We start from the raw sequence: 17,242 nt of genomic DNA, 5'->3' as shown, positions 1-17,242 counted from the left end.
ACAATTTTTTATATTGTTTTTTTACAGTTTAGTTTCGTATCATTTGGTAAGCGCTTTACTGAAATCTTTGTCACTTCCCATTCGCCTTCTTCGTTATTAAATGTAATCGTTACCTTCTCAAATGGTGGAGCAATTTTCCCAGCAACACGTTCATACTTTGTCACTTCAATACTTGCTTGAAATAAATATGTACCGCTATACACTTTTTTTAAACTAATAATTTTAGGACATTGATAAGGTTTCAAACTTCCATATTGTTTTTCAATTGCTTTATTTATTTTTGGAAATAAAACAGAATAAAGTGCATCTTCCATAAGAGGTGCATCATATTGGGCTACCGACACACTCGGTGAAGTAAAAAGTATAACACTACTGCATGCTATAAAATATAATAATTTTCGCATTATAACCTCCGTATAATCACGCGATTCTTTCTGCGTACGATAATTATCATACATAGAAATTCTGTTTTATTGTCTCCCACCACTCTTTTTCTACTCGATTATTATAAAAAAGCCCACAACCTTCTTTTATTTTCGTATAATGATACTCATAGTATAATAATCATAATAACAAAGGACTGTTCGTATATATAAAATGAGTCGTTAAGCAAACTGACTCACAAGAACTGTCATGCTTTTTAGGAGAGGAGTATATTATGCTACAACATCTGTTTCCAAAACTGCGATTTGCACTCGTTGCAGTCGTTTTACTATGGATTAAAACATATATTGTGTACAAGCTAGCATTTGATATTAAAATTGATAATTTCTTTGAAGAATTCATGCTTTTTATCAATCCACTAGCTGCGTTACTTTTATTTTTCGGCTTAGCTTTACTTGCATCTAAGCACCGAAACCGAATTATAATTGGAATCAGTTTTATACTGTCATTTATTTTATTTGGAAACGCAATGTTTTATGGGTTCTATAACGATTTCGTTACTTTCCCGGTTTTATTCCAAACAAACAATATGGCTGATTTAGGGACAAGTATAAAAGAACTCTTTACGTACAAAACATTACTTTTATTTGCAGATGCAATTATTTTAATGTTTATTTCACGTAAATTCCCATCATTTGGTGACAAAACACCACTTTCCCGCTCAGAGAAGCGAACTTTCTTTAGCGGTGTAACAGCTTTATTAGCACTACAAATTGTTGTATCAGTTATTTATAAACCACAAATGTTCTCGCGCTCATTTGACCGTCAAACTGTCGTGAAGAATTTAGGTTTATACACATACCATCTATTTGATATTACGCTTCAATCCAAGTCTTCAGCTGAGCGTGTATTTGCAAGTGGGGATGGGTTTTCTGAAATTAAAAACTATACAGACTCAAAAGACAAACAAGTTGATAAAAACTTATTTGGAGCTGCAAAAGGTAAAAATGTAATTTTAATTTCAATGGAATCTACACAAAACTTTGTTATTAATAAAAAAATAAATGGAAAAGAAATTACACCATTTTTAAATGAATTTATTAAGGATAGTTTCTATTTCGATAACTTCTATCATCAAACTGGACAAGGCAAAACTTCTGATGCTGAATTTATCGTTGAAAACTCACTTTATCCGCTAGATCGTGGTTCTGTATTCTTTACTCATGCAACAAATGAATACACAGCGACACCAGAACAATTAAAGAAATACGGATATTCTTCTGCCGTCTTCCATTCAAACGATAAAACGTTTTGGAATCGGGATGTAATGTATCCTGCGCTTGGATATGATCGTTATTTTAATTTAAATGATTACGCAGGAACGGAGCAAATGTCTGTCGGTTGGGGATTAAAAGATAAAGAGTTCTTTGAACAATCTATTCCAAAGTTAAAATCTTTACCGCAACCGTTCTATACAAAATTTATTACATTAACAAATCATTTTCCGTTTCTTCTAAATCCGGAAGATCAATATGTTGATGAATTCAACTCGGAAAGTGGTGTTGTAAACCGCTACTTCCCAACTGTTCGTTACACAGATGAAGCTCTTAAATTATTTATTCAACAATTAAAAGAAGAAGGATTATATGATAATTCCGTTATTGTCATTTATGGTGATCATTACGGTATTTCCGAAAACCATAACACAGCTATGGCACAGTTCCTAGGAAAAGATACTATTACACCATTCGATTCTATGCAATTACAACGAGTTCCTCTTATTATTCATGTGCCTGGCCAAGAAGGAAAAGTTGTTTCTAAAGTATCCGGTCAAATTGATATTAAGCCAACGCTCCTTCATTTACTTGGTATTAAAACAAATAAATCCGTTGAATTTGGAACTGACTTATTTATTAAAGAGAAAGACCCGCTTATGGTAATGCGTGATGGTAGCTTTGTTTCTGAAGAGTATGTTTATACAAAAAATATGTGCTACAAAAGAAGTACGGGTGAAGAAGCTGACATGACGCTATGTCAGCCGTATATTGAAAAAGCAAAAACAGAATTAAAATTCTCCGACAAATTAATTTATGGAGATTTATTACGCTTCGATCCTAATAATCGATATAAAACTGGAACGATGACAACGAAATTTGAATAGTAAAGGAAGCAACTTTATACAAGTTGCTTCCTCTTTTTATTTTCACTTAATTTTCAAACCATCCTTCTATGAAATCTTTCACAAATTGGTAATTTCTTTCGTATGAGGAATAAATTTATGGTATGATAAAATAAGTAAACTTTCATACACTAATTAAGAATTTATTACAGAAAGCAAGGGATCAGATTTTGTATAGAGCAGCTATTCCAAACTTATTTACGCTCGGAAATTTATATAGCGGATTTTTATCAATCGGCTATGCATCTTTAGGATATTATAAATCAGCTGCTATTTTAGTACTTATCGGGATGATGTTAGATAGTCTTGATGGTCGTGTTGCTCGTTTATTACGTGTTGATTCACAAATGGGAAAAGAGCTCGACTCGCTTGCAGATGTCGTAACATTTGGTGCAGCACCAGCTGTTTTAATGTATTACACATCTTTCTCAAACTACGGAATCATCGGATTATACATAGCGGGATTATTCCCTCTTTTCGGAGCATATCGTTTAGCACGATTTAATGTAACACCATCTTCTACTTCAATGAAATATTTCACTGGAGTACCGATTACAGCAGCGGGAGGGCTTGTTGCTTTCTTAACATTATTTTCACATACCATTCCAAAAATCGTTCTTATTACCGTATTTGTAACGTTCGCATTTTTAATGGTGAGCCGCATTCGTATCCCAAGTTTAAAAGATGTACCAATTCCACGATATAGCATCATTATTACACTATTTTTAGTTGGAATCATTATTACAATGTATCAAACAGGATTTGGAAATTTTTCTGTTTTCTTATTCATTGCCATTCCACTATATATTTTGTACATGTTATCTCAATTCATTAGACAAAGACCGTCTAAAAAAGCGAATAAAGAAAAATAAGAAAACCTTCCAAGTCCGGAAGGTTTCTTTTTATTTTGTAACTAATACCTTTTGATTTACAGGTGTTACTGGCTCTTCGCCGTTTAATACAGCTAAAATATTTCTGACAGCCATTTCAGCCATCGCATCACGAGTTTCAAATGTTGCATTCCCTACATGTGGAGCAAGTACTACATTCTTTAATTCTTTTAGCTCTTCTGTAATTTTCGGTTCAAATTCAAACACGTCAAGAGCTGCTCCTTCAATTTCATTTGTTTTTAATGCATGAGCAAGTGCTGCTTCATTCATAATTGGTCCACGTGAAGCATTTACAATATACGCTGTTTTCTTCATCATTTTAAACTGCTCTTCATCAATCATATGATGTAATTTTGGATTATAAGCACAGTTAATTGTAATAAAGTCTGCTGTTTGTAATAATTCTTCCAACGTCACATACGTTGCTCCCAGTTCACTTTCAGCTTCAAGCTTACGATTTGGCCCTGTATATAAAACATCCATTCCAAATGCTTTCGCACGTTTTGCAACAGCCTTCCCAATTTCTCCAAGACCTATAATTCCGATTGTCTTACCATGAACTTCTCGTCCTAAGAAAAATAACGGTGCCCATCCGTTAAATCCAGTCGTACGACATAACGTATCCCCTTCAGGAATTCTACGCGCCGCTGCTAAAAGAAGTGCAAATGTTAATTCTGCAGTCGCTTCCGTTGATACTTTCGGTGTATTCGTAACTGCAATTCCTTTTTCGCCCGCATACGTGTAATCAATATTGTCGTAACCAGCACCATAGTTTGCAACAATCTTTAAATGAGGCGCTGCATCAATAACTTCTTTTGGCACCTTTGTCGAAAGTAAACTTAACAATGCATCTTTATCTTTTACACGCTCTGTTAATTCATCTATAGAAATTAACTCCTCTTTATTGTACATTTCTACATTATGATCTTTTAATAGTTCTAATCCAATTTCCGGAATTTTTCCCGCTACTAATATTTTTGCCACTACTAACACCTCTTCTATAGAAAATAAGACATCTCTTATATTTCATTGTAAGAAATCCACATATAAAAACCAAGGAATTTGATTATAGTTTTGAAAATCGACACTTTTCCATGAAAAAAGAGGAGATGCAACTCTCCCCTTTTCTTACGCTTTTTCCTGCGATTCTTTTCCGAGCTTCACATCAATAGTTCCTTCTGCAACCGTATCGCTAATTTGCTCCTCAATAACCGATTGAGATGCAGCATTCGTTTCAGAAGTATAAGCTTGTTGCTGTGCACCTTGTACATTTTGTTTATTTTGTTGTTTCGCCATTTCTTACCCTCCTTTTCATTCTTTCTTATTTTGAACAAAAAGGACCGTTTTCATCAAAAAATTGCGTTTCATTTTGAATTTGTTACTTCTTCTTCAAGCGACCTCATTACTCTTGCTCGCTTCGTAAATGTTGCAACCTGAGTAACACCGTGAGCTCGTAATGTTTGTACATTTTGTTGTACATAATTCCCTAAATCATTTGGGTAATGGGCATCCGAAGAAATCGTAATTGGAACACCATACTTAGCTAATACTTGTAAATATAGTGGACTTGGGCACATTTCACGAACAGGATAACGATAGTATAATCCTGCATTTATTTCTGTTGCCGTATTCGTTTCTACTAACGCACAGGCAATTTCCTCATAATAAGAAAGCTGTTCATTCTCATCCAATCGATAATTAAATACCTTTATATTATCAAGATGAGCGATAATATCAAATAACTCGGTACGAATCGCACTCTCAACTGTTTTAAAAAACATATCATATAATGCGCGTAGGTCATGCACCTCAAAATATTCTTTCGTATCTGGATTATCAAATCCCCAGCCATTTAGAAAATGAACGGAACCAATTACATAATCAAAGTCTCCTAGCGCTAATAATTCTTTTAACTCTCCTTCACAACCAATAAAATAATCCGCTTCAATTCCAAGTTTAAGTGTGACACCTCTTTTCCCCCATCGTTCTTTCGCCTCTTCAATTGCCTTTGTAAAATCATACAGTGAAACTACCCTTACTTGATCCAACCATTCTTTCTGTATACGACCGAGCTTAGAATCACTAATATCTACATATTTTTCATAATATCCTTTTGCTTCATGAAAACGATATAGATGATCAACAATTCCCACTTCTTTTATTCCTTTTCGTACAGCTTCTTCTAAATATAGATCTATCCATTCTGTTGTAAATGGCCCTTCCTTCACACGCTTTTGCAAACGCTCTTGTGTTTTCATAAGCCAATCAATAGAATGTCTTTCTTGAAGCGGTTCATAACATTCCAACGCTTCATTTATTTTAGCAAGCCATCCTATTGAATACGGTCCTTCTTCTAAGTGAAGATGATAATCTACTTTCATATACATTCCCCCTTATAATGTATCTATTTCCCTTCTATCCCCAACTCTCGAAAGCTTTCCATTTCGTTCTTTCACCTCTCGCATGACATCTTCCAATGCAATATTTTTTTCAGCTAATAAAACGAAACAGTGATAAAATACATCAACCATTTCTTTCACTACTTCTTCTTTATCATTATTTTTACATGCGATAATTACTTCAGCACACTCTTCACCAATCTTCTTTAAAATTTTATCTTCTCCTTTTGAAAATAAATAATTTGTATACGATTCAGGAAGTGGGCTTCCCTTTCGTTCTTCAATTGTTTTATACAGCAACTTAAAGGCATTTTCCATATGTATCCCCCTATATAATTTGATAGTGAAAACATGTCTTCTCTCCCGTATGACAAGCAGGTCCTACTTGTTTCACATTCACAACAATTGAATCTTGATCACAATCTAAATATAAAGATTGCACATATTGAACATTCCCTGATGTTTCCCCCTTATTCCATAACGACTGCCTCGAACGAGAATAAAACCATGTTCTTTTCGTCTCTAACGTTTTTTCATATGCTTCTTCATTCATATAAGCTAGCATTAAAACGTCTTTCGTACCTTCTTCGATGACAATTGCCGGTATTAATCCTTTTGAAAAATTAGGTTTCATAACCGCACCTCAATATTTGCATCTCTTAATTTTCGCTTTACACTATGCACTGTCGCCTCCCCATAATGAAAGATGGATGCCGCTAACGCTGCATCAACTGTTGTCTTTTGAAAAACTTCTATAATATGATCCGTATGACCACAGCCCCCTGATGCGATGACTGGAATAGAAACACTTTTTGAAATTTCTTCTGTTAAACGAAGGTCATATCCGCTTTTCGTTCCATCTGCATCCATACTCGTTAACAAAATTTCACCTGCCCCAAGTTTAACAACACGATTCGCCCATTCTATGGCATCCATTCCTGTGTCAACTCTTCCGCCGTTGACGTATACGTTCCATTTATCTTCTGCTACTTTTCTAGCGTCAATTGCCACGACAATACACTGTGATCCAAAGTGTTCTGCGCCCTCTTCTATTAGCTTCGGGTTTCGCACTGCCGCTGAGTTTATTGAAACTTTGTCTGCTCCAGCTCTTAGTAAATTGTACATATCTTTCACACTTGAAATCCCCCCGCCAACCGTAAGAGGAATAAATACTTTAGCTGCTGTTTTTTCTACAACATCTATAATCGTTTTTCTTCCTTCATGAGTCGCTGTAATATCTAAAAATACGATTTCATCTGCCCCTGCCACGTTATATGCTTCAGCTATTTCAACCGGATCACCGACATCTTGTAATCCTATAAAATTTACACCCTTTACGACTCGCCCTTCTTTCACATCTAGACATGGAATAATTCGTTTCGCTAACATAACTTCGTTACCTGTAACACTTCTTCTAAATCAATCGTTTTCTCGTAAAGCGCCTTTCCAATTATGACACCATATATATTCATATCATTTAACTTTTTCACATCTTGAATAGATGCCACTCCTCCAGAGGCAATGAGACGAATGCCCACACTTTTTTGAAGTAACGCCAATTGTTCAAAATTTGGCCCTGCAAGCGTCCCGTCTTTCGAAATGTCTGTAAACACAATCGTTTGAACACCTAAACTTTCCATTTGTTTCGCTAAACTAATATAAGAAATTTCAGACAGATCAAGCCAACCTCTCGTTGCTACGAAACCATTTTTCGCATCAATTCCAACAATGATTTTCTCTTTATATAGACGAACTGCTTCCTCTAAAAATGACTTATCATAAAGAGCTGCTGTTCCTAAAATCACTTTTTCTACACCTACTGACAATAACTTCTCCACCGCTACAAGTGAACGAATTCCTCCTCCCACTTGCACAGGAATACGTACCGCCTTGCAGATTTTTTCAATGACGGGCAAATTTAACGACTCACCAGCAATTGCACCGTCTAAATCAACAATGTGTAGTATTTCCGCTCCAAGCTTTTCAAATATGATTGCCTGCGCTACCGGATCTTCATTCATCACCGTTTCTTTACTAAACTCTCCTTGATAAAGTCTAACGCATCGTCCTTCTTTTAAATCGATAGCTGGGAAGATTTCCATGCTTCTACCACCCCTTGAAAATTTTTTAATATTTGCATGCCAATTTCACCACTTTTTTCTGGATGAAACTGTGCACCAAATACATTTCCTTTCGCTACAAACCCTGGTACTTGCATTCCATAATCACTTACTCCGCATACAATTTCATCTGGACAATCCGCGTAATATGAGTGAACATAATACACGAAAGAACCATCCACTAATCCATTCCAAAGCGGAAATTCTCTTTCCTTCCTTAATTCATTCCATCCCATATGAGGAATTTTATACGAAACTTTTAACTTACGAATTTCCCCTGGTAGTAAACCTAACCCGCTACAATCTTTTAGTTCCTCACTTCGTTCAAATAAAAGCTGCATGCCCAAACATATACCGAGGAGTGGTTTTCCTATATCACAAACCTCTTTTAGTACACACACTAAATCTCTTTCTTCTAATACGTCCATCGCTTTCGGAAATGCACCTACTCCCGGTAAAATCACGCCATCGCTTCTCAATATCTCTTTTTTATTACTCGTTACAATGTACTCTGCGCCAATATATTTTAATGCTTGCTCTACACTGCGAATATTCCCCATTCCATAATCTATAATGGCAATCAATTACAACATCCCTTTCGTTGAATTTACACCAGTAATGTTGGCATTTTTTTCGACCGCTTCTCTAAGCGCTCTACCAAAAGCTTTAAATAATGCTTCAATTTTGTGATGCGTATTACTTCCGTATAGAACGCGCGCATGTAATGTAATATTGGCAGCATGTGCAACTGCTCTAAAAAATTCTTCCGTCAATTCTGTATCAAAATCCCCAAGCTTCGGATTTGTTAATTCCCCTTGAAATACACAATATGAGCGTCCACTTATATCAATTGCGACAAATCCTAAAGATTCATCCATCGGTACATACGCAGAACCGTAACGATTAATTCCCTCTTTGTTTTGCAATGCTTCTTTCAAGCAATTTCCGAGTACAATTCCAACATCTTCAACGGTGTGATGTGCATCGACAAATACATCACCTTCTGCTTCAACTTGCAATCCAAATCTTCCATGTCTAGCAAATAAAGTAAGCATATGATCGAAAAAACCAACCCTCGTTTGAATAGATACATTTGTACTTTCATCAAGCTGCAAACTTAATTTAATTTTTGTTTCTGTCGTCTCACGTACTTGACTGGACTGACGCATTATTGTTCCTCCTCAAACCTTATTTGGATTGCTCTCGCATGTGCATGTAACCCTTCTTTATTTGCAAGCTCTACAATATGATGCTGTACATTTTTTAATGCTTCCTCCGTATAAGAAATAAAACTTGATTTTTTCACGAAATCATCGACTGATAACGGAGAAAAAAATCTTGCCGTTCCGCTCGTTGGTAATACATGATTCGGTCCCGCTAAATAATCCCCGAGCGGTTCAGGTGCATATGACCCAAGGAAAATAGAACCTGCATGTTTCACATAATCTAGAGCATTCATCGGTTCTTTTATATGTAACTCTAAATGTTCTGGAGCAATTTCATTTGATAACTTTAGCGCCTCCTCTAAAGAAGGAACGATAAAGATGGCTCCATTTCTATTTATTGATTCACGTGCAATTTCACTTCTTGGTAACGTTTCTAACTGTCTTTCTACCTCTTTTTCTACTTCTTTAGCTAGTTCTATATTCGTTGTAATACAAATCGCCGTTGCTCTCTCATCATGCTCTGCTTGCGATAATAAATCCGCTGCGATATATTTTGCATTACCTGTTTCATCCGCGACAACTACAATTTCTGATGGACCAGCAATCATATCGATATTTACTATTCCGTATACTTCTCGTTTCGCTAGAGCGACGTACAAATTTCCCGGTCCAACTATTTTATCCACTTTCGGAATCGATTCCGTCCCGTATGCTAAAGCAGCAATTGCTTGTGCGCCACCTATCGTATAAATTTCATCTACTCCCGCAAGATCTGCAGCAGCTAATATATGCGGATCAATTCCTCCTTTCCTCGGCGGTGTTACCATTACAATCTTTTTCACACCTGCGAGTTTCGCCGGCAATACATTCATTAATACTGAAGAAGGATATGAGGCTGTCCCACCCGGTACATATACACCTACATTTTCTAACGGCCGAATGAGTTGCCCTCTAATTATCCCTTTACTTTCACAATCGAATATTGAGTGCTTCTTTTGCTTTTCGTGATACGAAACAACGTTTTTCTTCGCCTCTTTTAAAGCTTCTAAAAATGAATTCTCTACAAACATACTCGCTTGCTGTATTTCTTCTTCACTTACACGAAAATCTTTCATCTCTACACCATCAAACTTTTTTGTATAGAAAGATAAAGCCTCATCTTTCCCTTCCCTTACATGTCTAATGATTTCTCTTACACTTCTTTGAACAGTTTCTTCTATTATATTAGCGTTTTCTCTTAGCACTTTTATTTTAGATAATGCCTCCTTAAATTCTTCATAAATGATTTCCATTTTAAATCCTCCTATTTCCTTGATAAGATTTCTTGCTCCATCATATTTATAATGCTGAATATTTCGTCTTTTTTAGTTTTTAAGGCTGCCTTATTTACAATCATCCGAGCCGATATAAAGTACATTTCCTCAAATACAATGAGTCCATTCTCTTGTAATGTTTTTCCTGTTTCAACAATATCTACAATCGCATCTGCCAATCCAAGAAGAGGAGCGATTTCTACAGAACCTTCTATCTTAATAATTTCTACATCCTCTCCCTTATCATGATAATAAGTAGAAGTAATATGGGGGTATTTCGTAGCGATTCTTTTCTTCCGGTAACTCTTCGGATTATACGTAGGAATAGAAGCAACACAAAACTTACAAATCCCCACTCCTAAATCCAGCATTTCATAAATATCTTTCTCGTTTTCCATTAAAATATCTTTTCCAACGATGCCAATATCAGCTACCCCATGTTCTACATAAGTAGCAACATCAATCGCTTTTACTAAAATAAATGAAACATTTGTATTTTTACTTTGAAATACAAGCTTCCGACCTTTATTTTTGAGCTCGGAACAATCAATTCCAATCTGCTCAAAAAGTGGAATGACATGTTTTTCTAATCTTCCTTTCGTTAACGCAATTTGAATGTTACGCATGAAGCCTCTCCTTCTTTCTGGACTACCCATTTCTCATTCCATACATATTCCACTAAGTATTCATTCTTTGCCTCAACGACCGTTCCTATTTTATTTTTTCTTGCAAATTGAAAGGTATCGCTTAAATTAGAGAATAGAGATAACCAAGCATTTTTCCCATCCTTTCGAAGTAAATTTCGTAGCCTTTCTGCTTCCGCTAATCTATTTAACTCATAATGAATCACAATATCAATTTGATTTCGTTCATATGGTTCTTGCTGCTCTTGCAGCGCCTTCACAATTTGATTTACTTGTACCGCGAGTCCAACAGCTGGCAGCATTTCTCCAAAATTCCCAATTAGCTCATCGTACCTTCCGCCACTAACGATTTCTTCTCCAATTTCATATATATATCCTTTGAAAATAACACCCGTATAGTAATCTAAGTGTTGAATCATGCCCAAATCAATTGATATGTAAGAACCATATCCTAACATTTCAATTGTTTCATACATTTCTTTTACTCTTGCAATTGCCATTTTCATTTCATTACTTGAAGCAAGCTTTTCTGCTTCCTCAATAACTTCTAAATTTCCAAATAGCCTTGGCAATTTCTCAAGTAATCTTACTGTCTCATCGCATCGATCTAATTTCTTTTCTCCGATAAAATTTGAGAGGGCTGCATAATTTTTACTTTCTATATACGTTCTAAGTACCCTTTCTTCTTCATCCTGGATGGAGAGTTTTTTTACAATACATTTATATAACTGTACTTGCCCAATCTCAATTGTAAAAGATTGCACCTTCAACTTTTGAAGTGCTTGAATGACACTTATTACACATTCAATTTCAGCTCTTACATTATCAATCCCGATAACTTCAATACCACTTTGTACGATTTCATTATATTTTCCAGAATGGGATTCATTCGCTCGAAATACATTCCCGCTATACGTCACTTTAAGTGGCGTATCCCATCTCTGTGTTCCAATAACTCTCGCTAAAGGAATTGTCATATCTGGACGTAAAACGATAATCCTTCCCTTTTCATCAAAAAATTTATACATCTTCTCTTCATCTATCGGTCTATTTTGAAATGCAAAAACATCATAAAATTCAATTGTAGGTGTTCTTATTTCCTCATAACCTCTCTCTAAAAAAGTAAGCCTTAATTTTTGTTCTACTTCTTCAATTAACGTACATTCTTCGAATAAATAATCTCTCGTTCCATTCGGGTTTGCTCGTTTCCATTTTGTCATCTAAATTTTCACACCTTTCCCCTTCTAATGTATGCCTATTTCATTCCCCTAAGCCGAAAATAAAAAGAGCCTTGTAGACAAAATACCTACAAGGCTCTTCAGTAGAGTGTAGGTACAATGGGAATAACCCTTGTACCTACACGTTTTCACGCTAGGTTCAAGGGTTTTATGTATGATGATGTAGTTGTGTAAGCATTGTAATAGATTGCACGATATTCATAATACTTACTCCCTTTCTCCTCTGATTTTCACATAGTATATAACAGTTAATTTTGAATGTAAATACATTTTTAATATTCCGTCATTTTTTTTAATGTAAAGCCACTTTTCTTTCATACTCTTTTATTTCTTGTTCATATTGCATTGTAATACTAATTTCATCTAAACCATTTAATAACTTCTCTTTCCACATTTTCTCGATCGTAAAATGGAATCTATGCGTATTCGTTGTCATTATTTCATTTTCTAAATCAACTGTAATTTGTTCCCTCGCATCTGTTTTAGCAAGTTGTTCACGCATATCTTTATCCATTACAATCGGTAACATGCCATTCTTCATACAATTCATATAAAAGATATCGGCAAATCCTCCAGCGATAATAACGCGGAAACCATAATCAGCAAGTGCCCATGGAGCATGTTCTCTTGACGAGCCACATCCAAAATTATCACCTGTGATTAATATGCTGGCTCCTTTTCTTTCTTGTGCATTAAGCGGGAAATTAGGGTTTTCTTGGCGATTATTATCATATCGCCACTCATCAAATAAAAACTTCCCAAACCCAGTTCTTTCAATTCTCTTTAAATATTGCTTCGGAATAATTTGATCTGTATCAATGTTATCATTCATCAGTACTGCGGCAGTACCTTTATGAATACGAAATGGCTCCATCATAACTCTCCTTTCTAATATCAACAAAATGACCATATAACGCAGCCGCTGCCGCCATTGCCGGGCTAACTAAATGCGTTCGTGCTCCCTTTCCTTGTCTTCCTTCAAAATTGCGATTGGACGTAGAGGCACAATGTTCTCCTTCAGGCACTTGATCTGGATTCATACCTAGACACATTGAGCATCCGGGCTCTCTCCATTCAAATCCAGCTTCTTCAAATATGCGATGTAATCCTTTATGCATCGCTGCTTCTCTTACCCTTTGAGATCCAGGTACAACAAGTGCTCGCACACCTTCTTTTACTTTTTTACCTTTCACGACAGATGCAGCAATTTCTAAGTCAGAAAGCCTGGAATTTGTACAAGATCCAATGAAAACATGTTGAACTGGAATGTCATACGTACTTTGTCCGGGACTCAATCCCATATAAGAAAACGCTCTTTCATCATTTGCATCATGCTTTTCTGGCAATTTCTCATCGATCCGAACACCCATACTAGGATTTGTTCCCCACGTAACGTACGGCGCTAAATCCGTAACATCTACTAGAATATGTAAATCATAAACTGCATCTAAATCTGTATAAAGTTCTGACCATTTTTTCTTAATAGATTCATAGTCTTTCGGTGCATATTTACGCCCTTTTACGTAAGCAAACGTTTTTTCATCTGGTGCAATAATGCCAGCCTTTGCTCCCCCTTCAATTGCCATATTGCAAAGCGTCATCCTCTCTTCCATATCCATAGCATGAATGGCCTCTCCATAAAATTCCATTACGTAACCTGTTCCAACTGCTACTCCGTACTTTGAAAGAAGGTGTAAAATAATATCTTTCGCATAGACACCTTGCGGTAACTTCCCTTTTAACTCAATGCCCATCGCTTTCGGCTTTCGTTGCCATAACGTTTGCGTTGCCAATACATGTTCCACTTCACTCGTACCAATACCAAACGCTAGTGCGCCAAAAGCACCGTGTGTTGCTGTATGACTATCACCACAAACAATCGTTTTTCCTGGCTGTGTGAGTCCAAGTTCTGGTCCTATTACATGAACGATCCCTTGCTCTTCATCTCCGATATCCGCTAATGGCACCTGAAATTGTTTACAGTTTTGCCGAAGTGTATCTAGTTGCTGCTTCGCAATGCGGTCGGTAATATTCCAAACATCTTTCGTTGGAATATTATGATCCATCGTTGCAAATGTTAAATCTGGTCTGCGGACTGTTCGATTTGTAAGCCGCAAGCCTTCAAAGGCTTGCGGTGACGTTACTTCATGAACAAGATGTAGATCGATATATAATAAATCCAATCCATTTTCATTAGTCGCAACTACATGTCTTTCCCAAAGCTTATCTAGTAACCTTTTTCCCATTATCTCCCTCTCCCTACTAACGCTTGCTCTTCCATTTCTTGAATAACTGCCTTTGTAAATGAAGTTGTCGTTTCAGTCCCCCCGATATCTGCTGTACATTTCCCTGATTTAAGGACTGCAGAAACTGCTTCTTCAATTGCATATCCTTCTCTCGTTAATCCGAACGATTGCCCAAGCATCATTGCAACAGAACGCATCATCGCAATTGGATTCGCCTTATTTTTCCCCGCAATATCCGGTGCTGATCCGTGAATAGGCTCGTATAATGAAGGTCCCTTTTCAGCGTGACTTGCTGATGGAAGCATTCCTAATGATCCAGCTAATACTGAAGCCTCATCACTTAAAATATCACCAAATAAATTTTCCGTTACAATAACGTCAAATCTTCCTGGATTCCGAATTAATTCCATAGCTGCTGCATCTACTAAAATGTGTTCTACTTCCACATTTGGGTAGCGAAGTGCTACTTCTTCTGTCACAGTTCTCCATAATTTACTAGACTCTAAAACATTCGCTTTATCAATAGATGTTACTTTTTTCTTCCGCTTATTTGCTAATTGAAAAGCATACGAAACGATACGTTCAATTTCATGGCGATGATACGTAAGTGTATCTGTCGCCACTTCTTCCGTTCGCTCTTTCGGATAAGAAAAATAAATTCCGCCTGTTAATTCACGAACGACAACGAAATCAATTTCATCAGCGTTTTTTAATGGTGATAAATGTGCAGTTGCACTTTCTACCGTTACAGGGCGAACATTCGCAAATACACCGAGTCCTTTTCTTAATGCTAATAATCCTTTCTCAGGCCTTTCTTTCGCACTATCCCACCTTGGTCCACCTACTGCTCCAAGTAAAACCGCATCACTCGCTAAACAGGCGGCAAGTGTTCGCTGTGGTAATGGTTGCCCAGTTAAATCGATAGCAACACCACCAAAGTACTCATCTTGCAAATGAAAATGATGTCCATATAGCCTTTCTACCATATGCAATACTTCCTTCGCACTCTCCATTACTTCTGGACCGACACCATCACCAGCTAAACAAACGATACGTTTTTCCATTTTTAACACTCCTTTTAACCGAATTTTCAGAACTTTAATTTGATAGGTGAGGAAAGCTTCTCTCACCTATCAATTATTTATTTCACAAGCGCTATAAGAGATTTTAATTTCCCTGCTGCATGGACATAAGCTCTCGCCGACGCTTCCAATACGTCTTGCGCAACTCCGAAACCTGATATTTGGTGACTACCTTCTTTTAATTCAACATGAACGTGAGCAAGTGCATCTTGACCTTGTGTAATAGATTGTATGCGATAATCTGCCAATTCACATTCTAATCCCAAAATTCTTTGAATCGCATTGTATATCGCTTCAATACTACCAGAACCAGTGGCTGCATCTTCATATACATTTCCTTCCTCATCCTTCAACACAACTGTTGCGCATTGTGTACTATTTGATACGAAATGCACTTGTAATTGCGTAATGTTATATTGCTGAGCTGCAAATGCTGCTTCACCAAGCATAAGTGCGCGTAAATCTTCTTCAGTAATTTCCTTTTTACGATCAGCCAATTTTTTAAATGCTTCGAATGCCGCATCTCGCTCTTCATTTGTAAATTCATAACCAAGCTCTTTCATTTTTTCCGTAAACGCATGACGGCCAGAGTGTTTCCCAAGTACAAAGAGATTTTGAGATTCTCCTATAAGCGCTGGTTCGATAATTTCATAAGTTGTTACTTCTTTTAAAACCCCGTCTTGGTGGATGCCCGATTCATGAGCAAATGCATTCGCTCCAACGATTGCTTTATTTTTCGGTACAACCATACCCGTTAACCTGCTTACTAATATACTCGTCGCCTTAATTTCTTTTAAAGTCATCGAAGGCTCTGCTTTATAAAAATCTTTTCTAATATGAAGAGCTACCGCAACTTCTTCTAACGCTGCATTCCCTGCTCTTTCTCCAATGCCATTAATCGTTCCTTCTACTTGCAATGCTCCCCCTTCAACCGCAGCTAACGAATTTGCTACTGCCATACCAAGATCATCGTGACAATGACAAGAAAAAATCGCTTTTTCATATGATGGAACGGATTCTTGTAAGTATTTAAAAAGAGAATAATACTCTTCCGGATTTGTATATCCAACTGTATCCGGAATATTAATTACATTCGCTCCTGCTCGAATCGCAATTTCTACTGCTTCAGCTAAAAATGCTCTCGATGTTCTTGTCGCATCTTCTGCAGAAAATTGTACTGTCGGAAATAATGATTTTCCGAGCGTAACCGAGCGATGAATACTATTTAACACATCTTCTTTTGACATACAAAGTTTATATTTCATATGAATATCACTCGTAGCTAGAAATACGTGTAGACGAGGAGATACAGCGCCTTTCACAGCTTCATATGCTCTTCGAATGTCACTTTCTTTCGCTCTAGCTAAACTCATAACCGTAGCATTTTGAATTGTATTCGCAATACGTTTTACCGATTGGAAGTCGCCTTCGGAAGCTGCCGCGAATCCAGCTTCCATTACATGAATACCAAGCCTCTCTAATTGCCTAGCAATTTGTAATTTCTCTTGTTCATTTAAATTTACTCCTGGTGATTGTTCGCCATCACGAAGCGTTGTATCCATGAACAAAACCTGCTTCATA

At 36.6% G+C, this 17,242-nt stretch carries 19 protein-coding genes; 2 read left to right on the top strand and 17 right to left on the bottom strand.

What is annotated here, in order from left to right; genetic code table 11:
* Positions 1 to 8: 8 nt before the first annotated feature.
* Positions 9 to 404 (bottom strand): DUF3888 domain-containing protein, encoded by a 396-nt coding sequence (locus NST90_RS07105; protein WP_001228823.1) that lies wholly within the window; start codon positions 402 to 404, stop codon positions 9 to 11.
* Positions 405 to 658: 254 nt separating this feature from the next.
* On the opposite strand from NST90_RS07105, the gene NST90_RS07100 reads away from it, so the two are divergent.
* The gene (locus NST90_RS07100; protein ID WP_000939079.1) at positions 659 to 2,545 is read left to right on the top strand and encodes an LTA synthase family protein; all 1,887 of its coding nucleotides are present in this window, start codon (positions 659 to 661) and stop codon (positions 2,543 to 2,545) included.
* A 188-nt stretch (positions 2,546 to 2,733) separates the two neighbouring features.
* Positions 2,734 to 3,435, top strand: a complete 702-nt coding sequence (pssA, locus tag NST90_RS07095) for a CDP-diacylglycerol--serine O-phosphatidyltransferase (protein ID WP_000285417.1) — start codon at positions 2,734 to 2,736, stop codon at positions 3,433 to 3,435.
* 30 nt (positions 3,436 to 3,465) lie between these two features.
* Here the strand turns inward: pssA and NST90_RS07090 are convergent, their stop codons facing one another.
* From NST90_RS07090 to leuA, 16 genes are all read right to left on the bottom strand, one after another.
* Entirely contained in the window at positions 3,466 to 4,437 is a 972-nt protein-coding gene (locus NST90_RS07090; RefSeq protein WP_001062858.1) for an NAD(P)-dependent oxidoreductase, read from the bottom strand.
* Positions 4,438 to 4,581: 144 nt separating this feature from the next.
* A complete protein-coding gene (locus NST90_RS07085; protein WP_001118878.1) occupies positions 4,582 to 4,749 on the bottom strand; it encodes a YozQ family protein in 168 nt (55 codons plus the stop codon).
* Between the two features lie 68 nt (positions 4,750 to 4,817).
* Positions 4,818 to 5,834 (bottom strand): histidinol phosphate phosphatase domain-containing protein, encoded by a 1,017-nt coding sequence (locus tag NST90_RS07080; protein ID WP_283748221.1) that lies wholly within the window; start codon positions 5,832 to 5,834, stop codon positions 4,818 to 4,820.
* A gap of 12 nt (positions 5,835 to 5,846) precedes the next feature.
* Positions 5,847 to 6,170, bottom strand: a complete 324-nt coding sequence (gene hisE, locus NST90_RS07075) for a phosphoribosyl-ATP diphosphatase (RefSeq protein WP_000426358.1) — start codon at positions 6,168 to 6,170, stop codon at positions 5,847 to 5,849.
* Positions 6,171 to 6,180: 10 nt separating this feature from the next.
* Complete coding sequence (gene hisI / locus NST90_RS07070; RefSeq protein WP_000803955.1) at positions 6,181 to 6,486, bottom strand: phosphoribosyl-AMP cyclohydrolase; 306 nt, start codon at positions 6,484 to 6,486, stop codon at positions 6,181 to 6,183.
* Positions 6,483 to 7,241 carry an imidazole glycerol phosphate synthase subunit HisF gene (hisF, locus tag NST90_RS07065; RefSeq protein ID WP_000880112.1) on the bottom strand — a complete coding sequence of 253 codons (759 nt, stop codon included), beginning with the start codon at positions 7,239 to 7,241 and terminating at the stop codon, positions 6,483 to 6,485. The genes hisI and hisF overlap by 4 nt, the downstream gene beginning before the upstream one ends.
* On the bottom strand, positions 7,235 to 7,954 hold the full coding sequence (gene hisA / locus NST90_RS07060) for a 1-(5-phosphoribosyl)-5-[(5-phosphoribosylamino)methylideneamino]imidazole-4-carboxamide isomerase (protein ID WP_000402296.1): 720 nt from the start codon (positions 7,952 to 7,954) through the stop codon (positions 7,235 to 7,237). Before hisA ends, hisF begins: the two co-directional genes overlap by 7 nt.
* On the bottom strand, positions 7,927 to 8,556 hold the full coding sequence (gene hisH, locus NST90_RS07055) for an imidazole glycerol phosphate synthase subunit HisH (RefSeq protein ID WP_000560361.1): 630 nt from the start codon (positions 8,554 to 8,556) through the stop codon (positions 7,927 to 7,929). Before hisH ends, hisA begins: the two co-directional genes overlap by 28 nt.
* A complete protein-coding gene (gene hisB / locus NST90_RS07050; RefSeq protein ID WP_001249960.1) occupies positions 8,557 to 9,141 on the bottom strand; it encodes an imidazoleglycerol-phosphate dehydratase HisB in 585 nt (194 codons plus the stop codon).
* Positions 9,141 to 10,430, bottom strand: a complete 1,290-nt coding sequence (gene hisD / locus NST90_RS07045) for a histidinol dehydrogenase (RefSeq protein WP_000402930.1) — start codon at positions 10,428 to 10,430, stop codon at positions 9,141 to 9,143. Before hisD ends, hisB begins: the two co-directional genes overlap by 1 nt.
* Before the next feature lie 11 nt (positions 10,431 to 10,441).
* The gene (gene hisG, locus NST90_RS07040; protein WP_001244488.1) at positions 10,442 to 11,077 is read right to left on the bottom strand and encodes an ATP phosphoribosyltransferase; all 636 of its coding nucleotides are present in this window, start codon (positions 11,075 to 11,077) and stop codon (positions 10,442 to 10,444) included.
* Positions 11,053 to 12,315, bottom strand: coding sequence for an ATP phosphoribosyltransferase regulatory subunit (locus NST90_RS07035; protein WP_000170296.1), 1,263 nt, complete (start codon positions 12,313 to 12,315; stop codon positions 11,053 to 11,055). Before NST90_RS07035 ends, hisG begins: the two co-directional genes overlap by 25 nt.
* Positions 12,316 to 12,625: 310 nt before the next feature.
* Positions 12,626 to 13,207 carry a 3-isopropylmalate dehydratase small subunit gene (gene leuD, locus NST90_RS07030; protein ID WP_000433189.1) on the bottom strand — a complete coding sequence of 194 codons (582 nt, stop codon included), beginning with the start codon at positions 13,205 to 13,207 and terminating at the stop codon, positions 12,626 to 12,628.
* Positions 13,185 to 14,579 (bottom strand): 3-isopropylmalate dehydratase large subunit, encoded by a 1,395-nt coding sequence (gene leuC / locus NST90_RS07025; RefSeq protein ID WP_000518111.1) that lies wholly within the window; start codon positions 14,577 to 14,579, stop codon positions 13,185 to 13,187. Before leuC ends, leuD begins: the two co-directional genes overlap by 23 nt.
* Positions 14,579 to 15,643, bottom strand: coding sequence for a 3-isopropylmalate dehydrogenase (gene leuB, locus NST90_RS07020; RefSeq protein WP_000415384.1), 1,065 nt, complete (start codon positions 15,641 to 15,643; stop codon positions 14,579 to 14,581). Before leuB ends, leuC begins: the two co-directional genes overlap by 1 nt.
* A gap of 77 nt (positions 15,644 to 15,720) precedes the next feature.
* Entirely contained in the window at positions 15,721 to 17,241 is a 1,521-nt protein-coding gene (gene leuA, locus NST90_RS07015; protein WP_000815753.1) for a 2-isopropylmalate synthase, read from the bottom strand.
* Position 17,242 lies beyond the last annotated feature (1 nt).

It is taken from the genome of Bacillus sp. FSL E2-8900 (genome assembly GCF_037966225.1).
In the GTDB taxonomy this organism is placed as follows: domain Bacteria; phylum Bacillota; class Bacilli; order Bacillales; family Bacillaceae_G; genus Bacillus_A; species Bacillus_A cereus.
This window is presented reverse-complemented; position numbering and strand designations above follow the sequence as displayed.

What these genes read in the sequence shown, in the direction of transcription:
- NST90_RS07105 (WP_001228823.1), bottom strand. Translation starts at nt 404, where the DNA reads ATGCGAAAATTATTATATTTTATAGCATGCAGTAGTGTTATACTTTTT.
- NST90_RS07100 (WP_000939079.1), top strand. Translation starts at nt 659, where the DNA reads ATGCTACAACATCTGTTTCCAAAACTGCGATTTGCACTCGTTGCAGTC.
- NST90_RS07085 (WP_001118878.1), bottom strand. Translation starts at nt 4,749, where the DNA reads ATGGCGAAACAACAAAATAAACAAAATGTACAAGGTGCACAGCAACAA.
- NST90_RS07080 (WP_283748221.1), bottom strand. Translation starts at nt 5,834, where the DNA reads ATGAAAGTAGATTATCATCTTCACTTAGAAGAAGGACCGTATTCAATA.
- hisE (WP_000426358.1), bottom strand. Translation starts at nt 6,170, where the DNA reads ATGGAAAATGCCTTTAAGTTGCTGTATAAAACAATTGAAGAACGAAAG.
- hisI (WP_000803955.1), bottom strand. Translation starts at nt 6,486, where the DNA reads ATGAAACCTAATTTTTCAAAAGGATTAATACCGGCAATTGTCATCGAA.
- hisF (WP_000880112.1), bottom strand. Translation starts at nt 7,241, where the DNA reads ATGTTAGCGAAACGAATTATTCCATGTCTAGATGTGAAAGAAGGGCGA.
- hisA (WP_000402296.1), bottom strand. Translation starts at nt 7,954, where the DNA reads ATGGAAATCTTCCCAGCTATCGATTTAAAAGAAGGACGATGCGTTAGA.
- hisB (WP_001249960.1), bottom strand. Translation starts at nt 9,141, where the DNA reads ATGCGTCAGTCCAGTCAAGTACGTGAGACGACAGAAACAAAAATTAAA.
- hisD (WP_000402930.1), bottom strand. Translation starts at nt 10,430, where the DNA reads ATGGAAATCATTTATGAAGAATTTAAGGAGGCATTATCTAAAATAAAA.
- hisG (WP_001244488.1), bottom strand. Translation starts at nt 11,077, where the DNA reads ATGCGTAACATTCAAATTGCGTTAACGAAAGGAAGATTAGAAAAACAT.
- NST90_RS07035 (WP_000170296.1), bottom strand. Translation starts at nt 12,315, where the DNA reads ATGACAAAATGGAAACGAGCAAACCCGAATGGAACGAGAGATTATTTA.
- leuD (WP_000433189.1), bottom strand. Translation starts at nt 13,207, where the DNA reads ATGGAGCCATTTCGTATTCATAAAGGTACTGCCGCAGTACTGATGAAT.
- leuC (WP_000518111.1), bottom strand. Translation starts at nt 14,579, where the DNA reads ATGGGAAAAAGGTTACTAGATAAGCTTTGGGAAAGACATGTAGTTGCG.
- leuB (WP_000415384.1), bottom strand. Translation starts at nt 15,643, where the DNA reads ATGGAAAAACGTATCGTTTGTTTAGCTGGTGATGGTGTCGGTCCAGAA.
- leuA (WP_000815753.1), bottom strand. Translation starts at nt 17,241, where the DNA reads ATGAAGCAGGTTTTGTTCATGGATACAACGCTTCGTGATGGCGAACAA.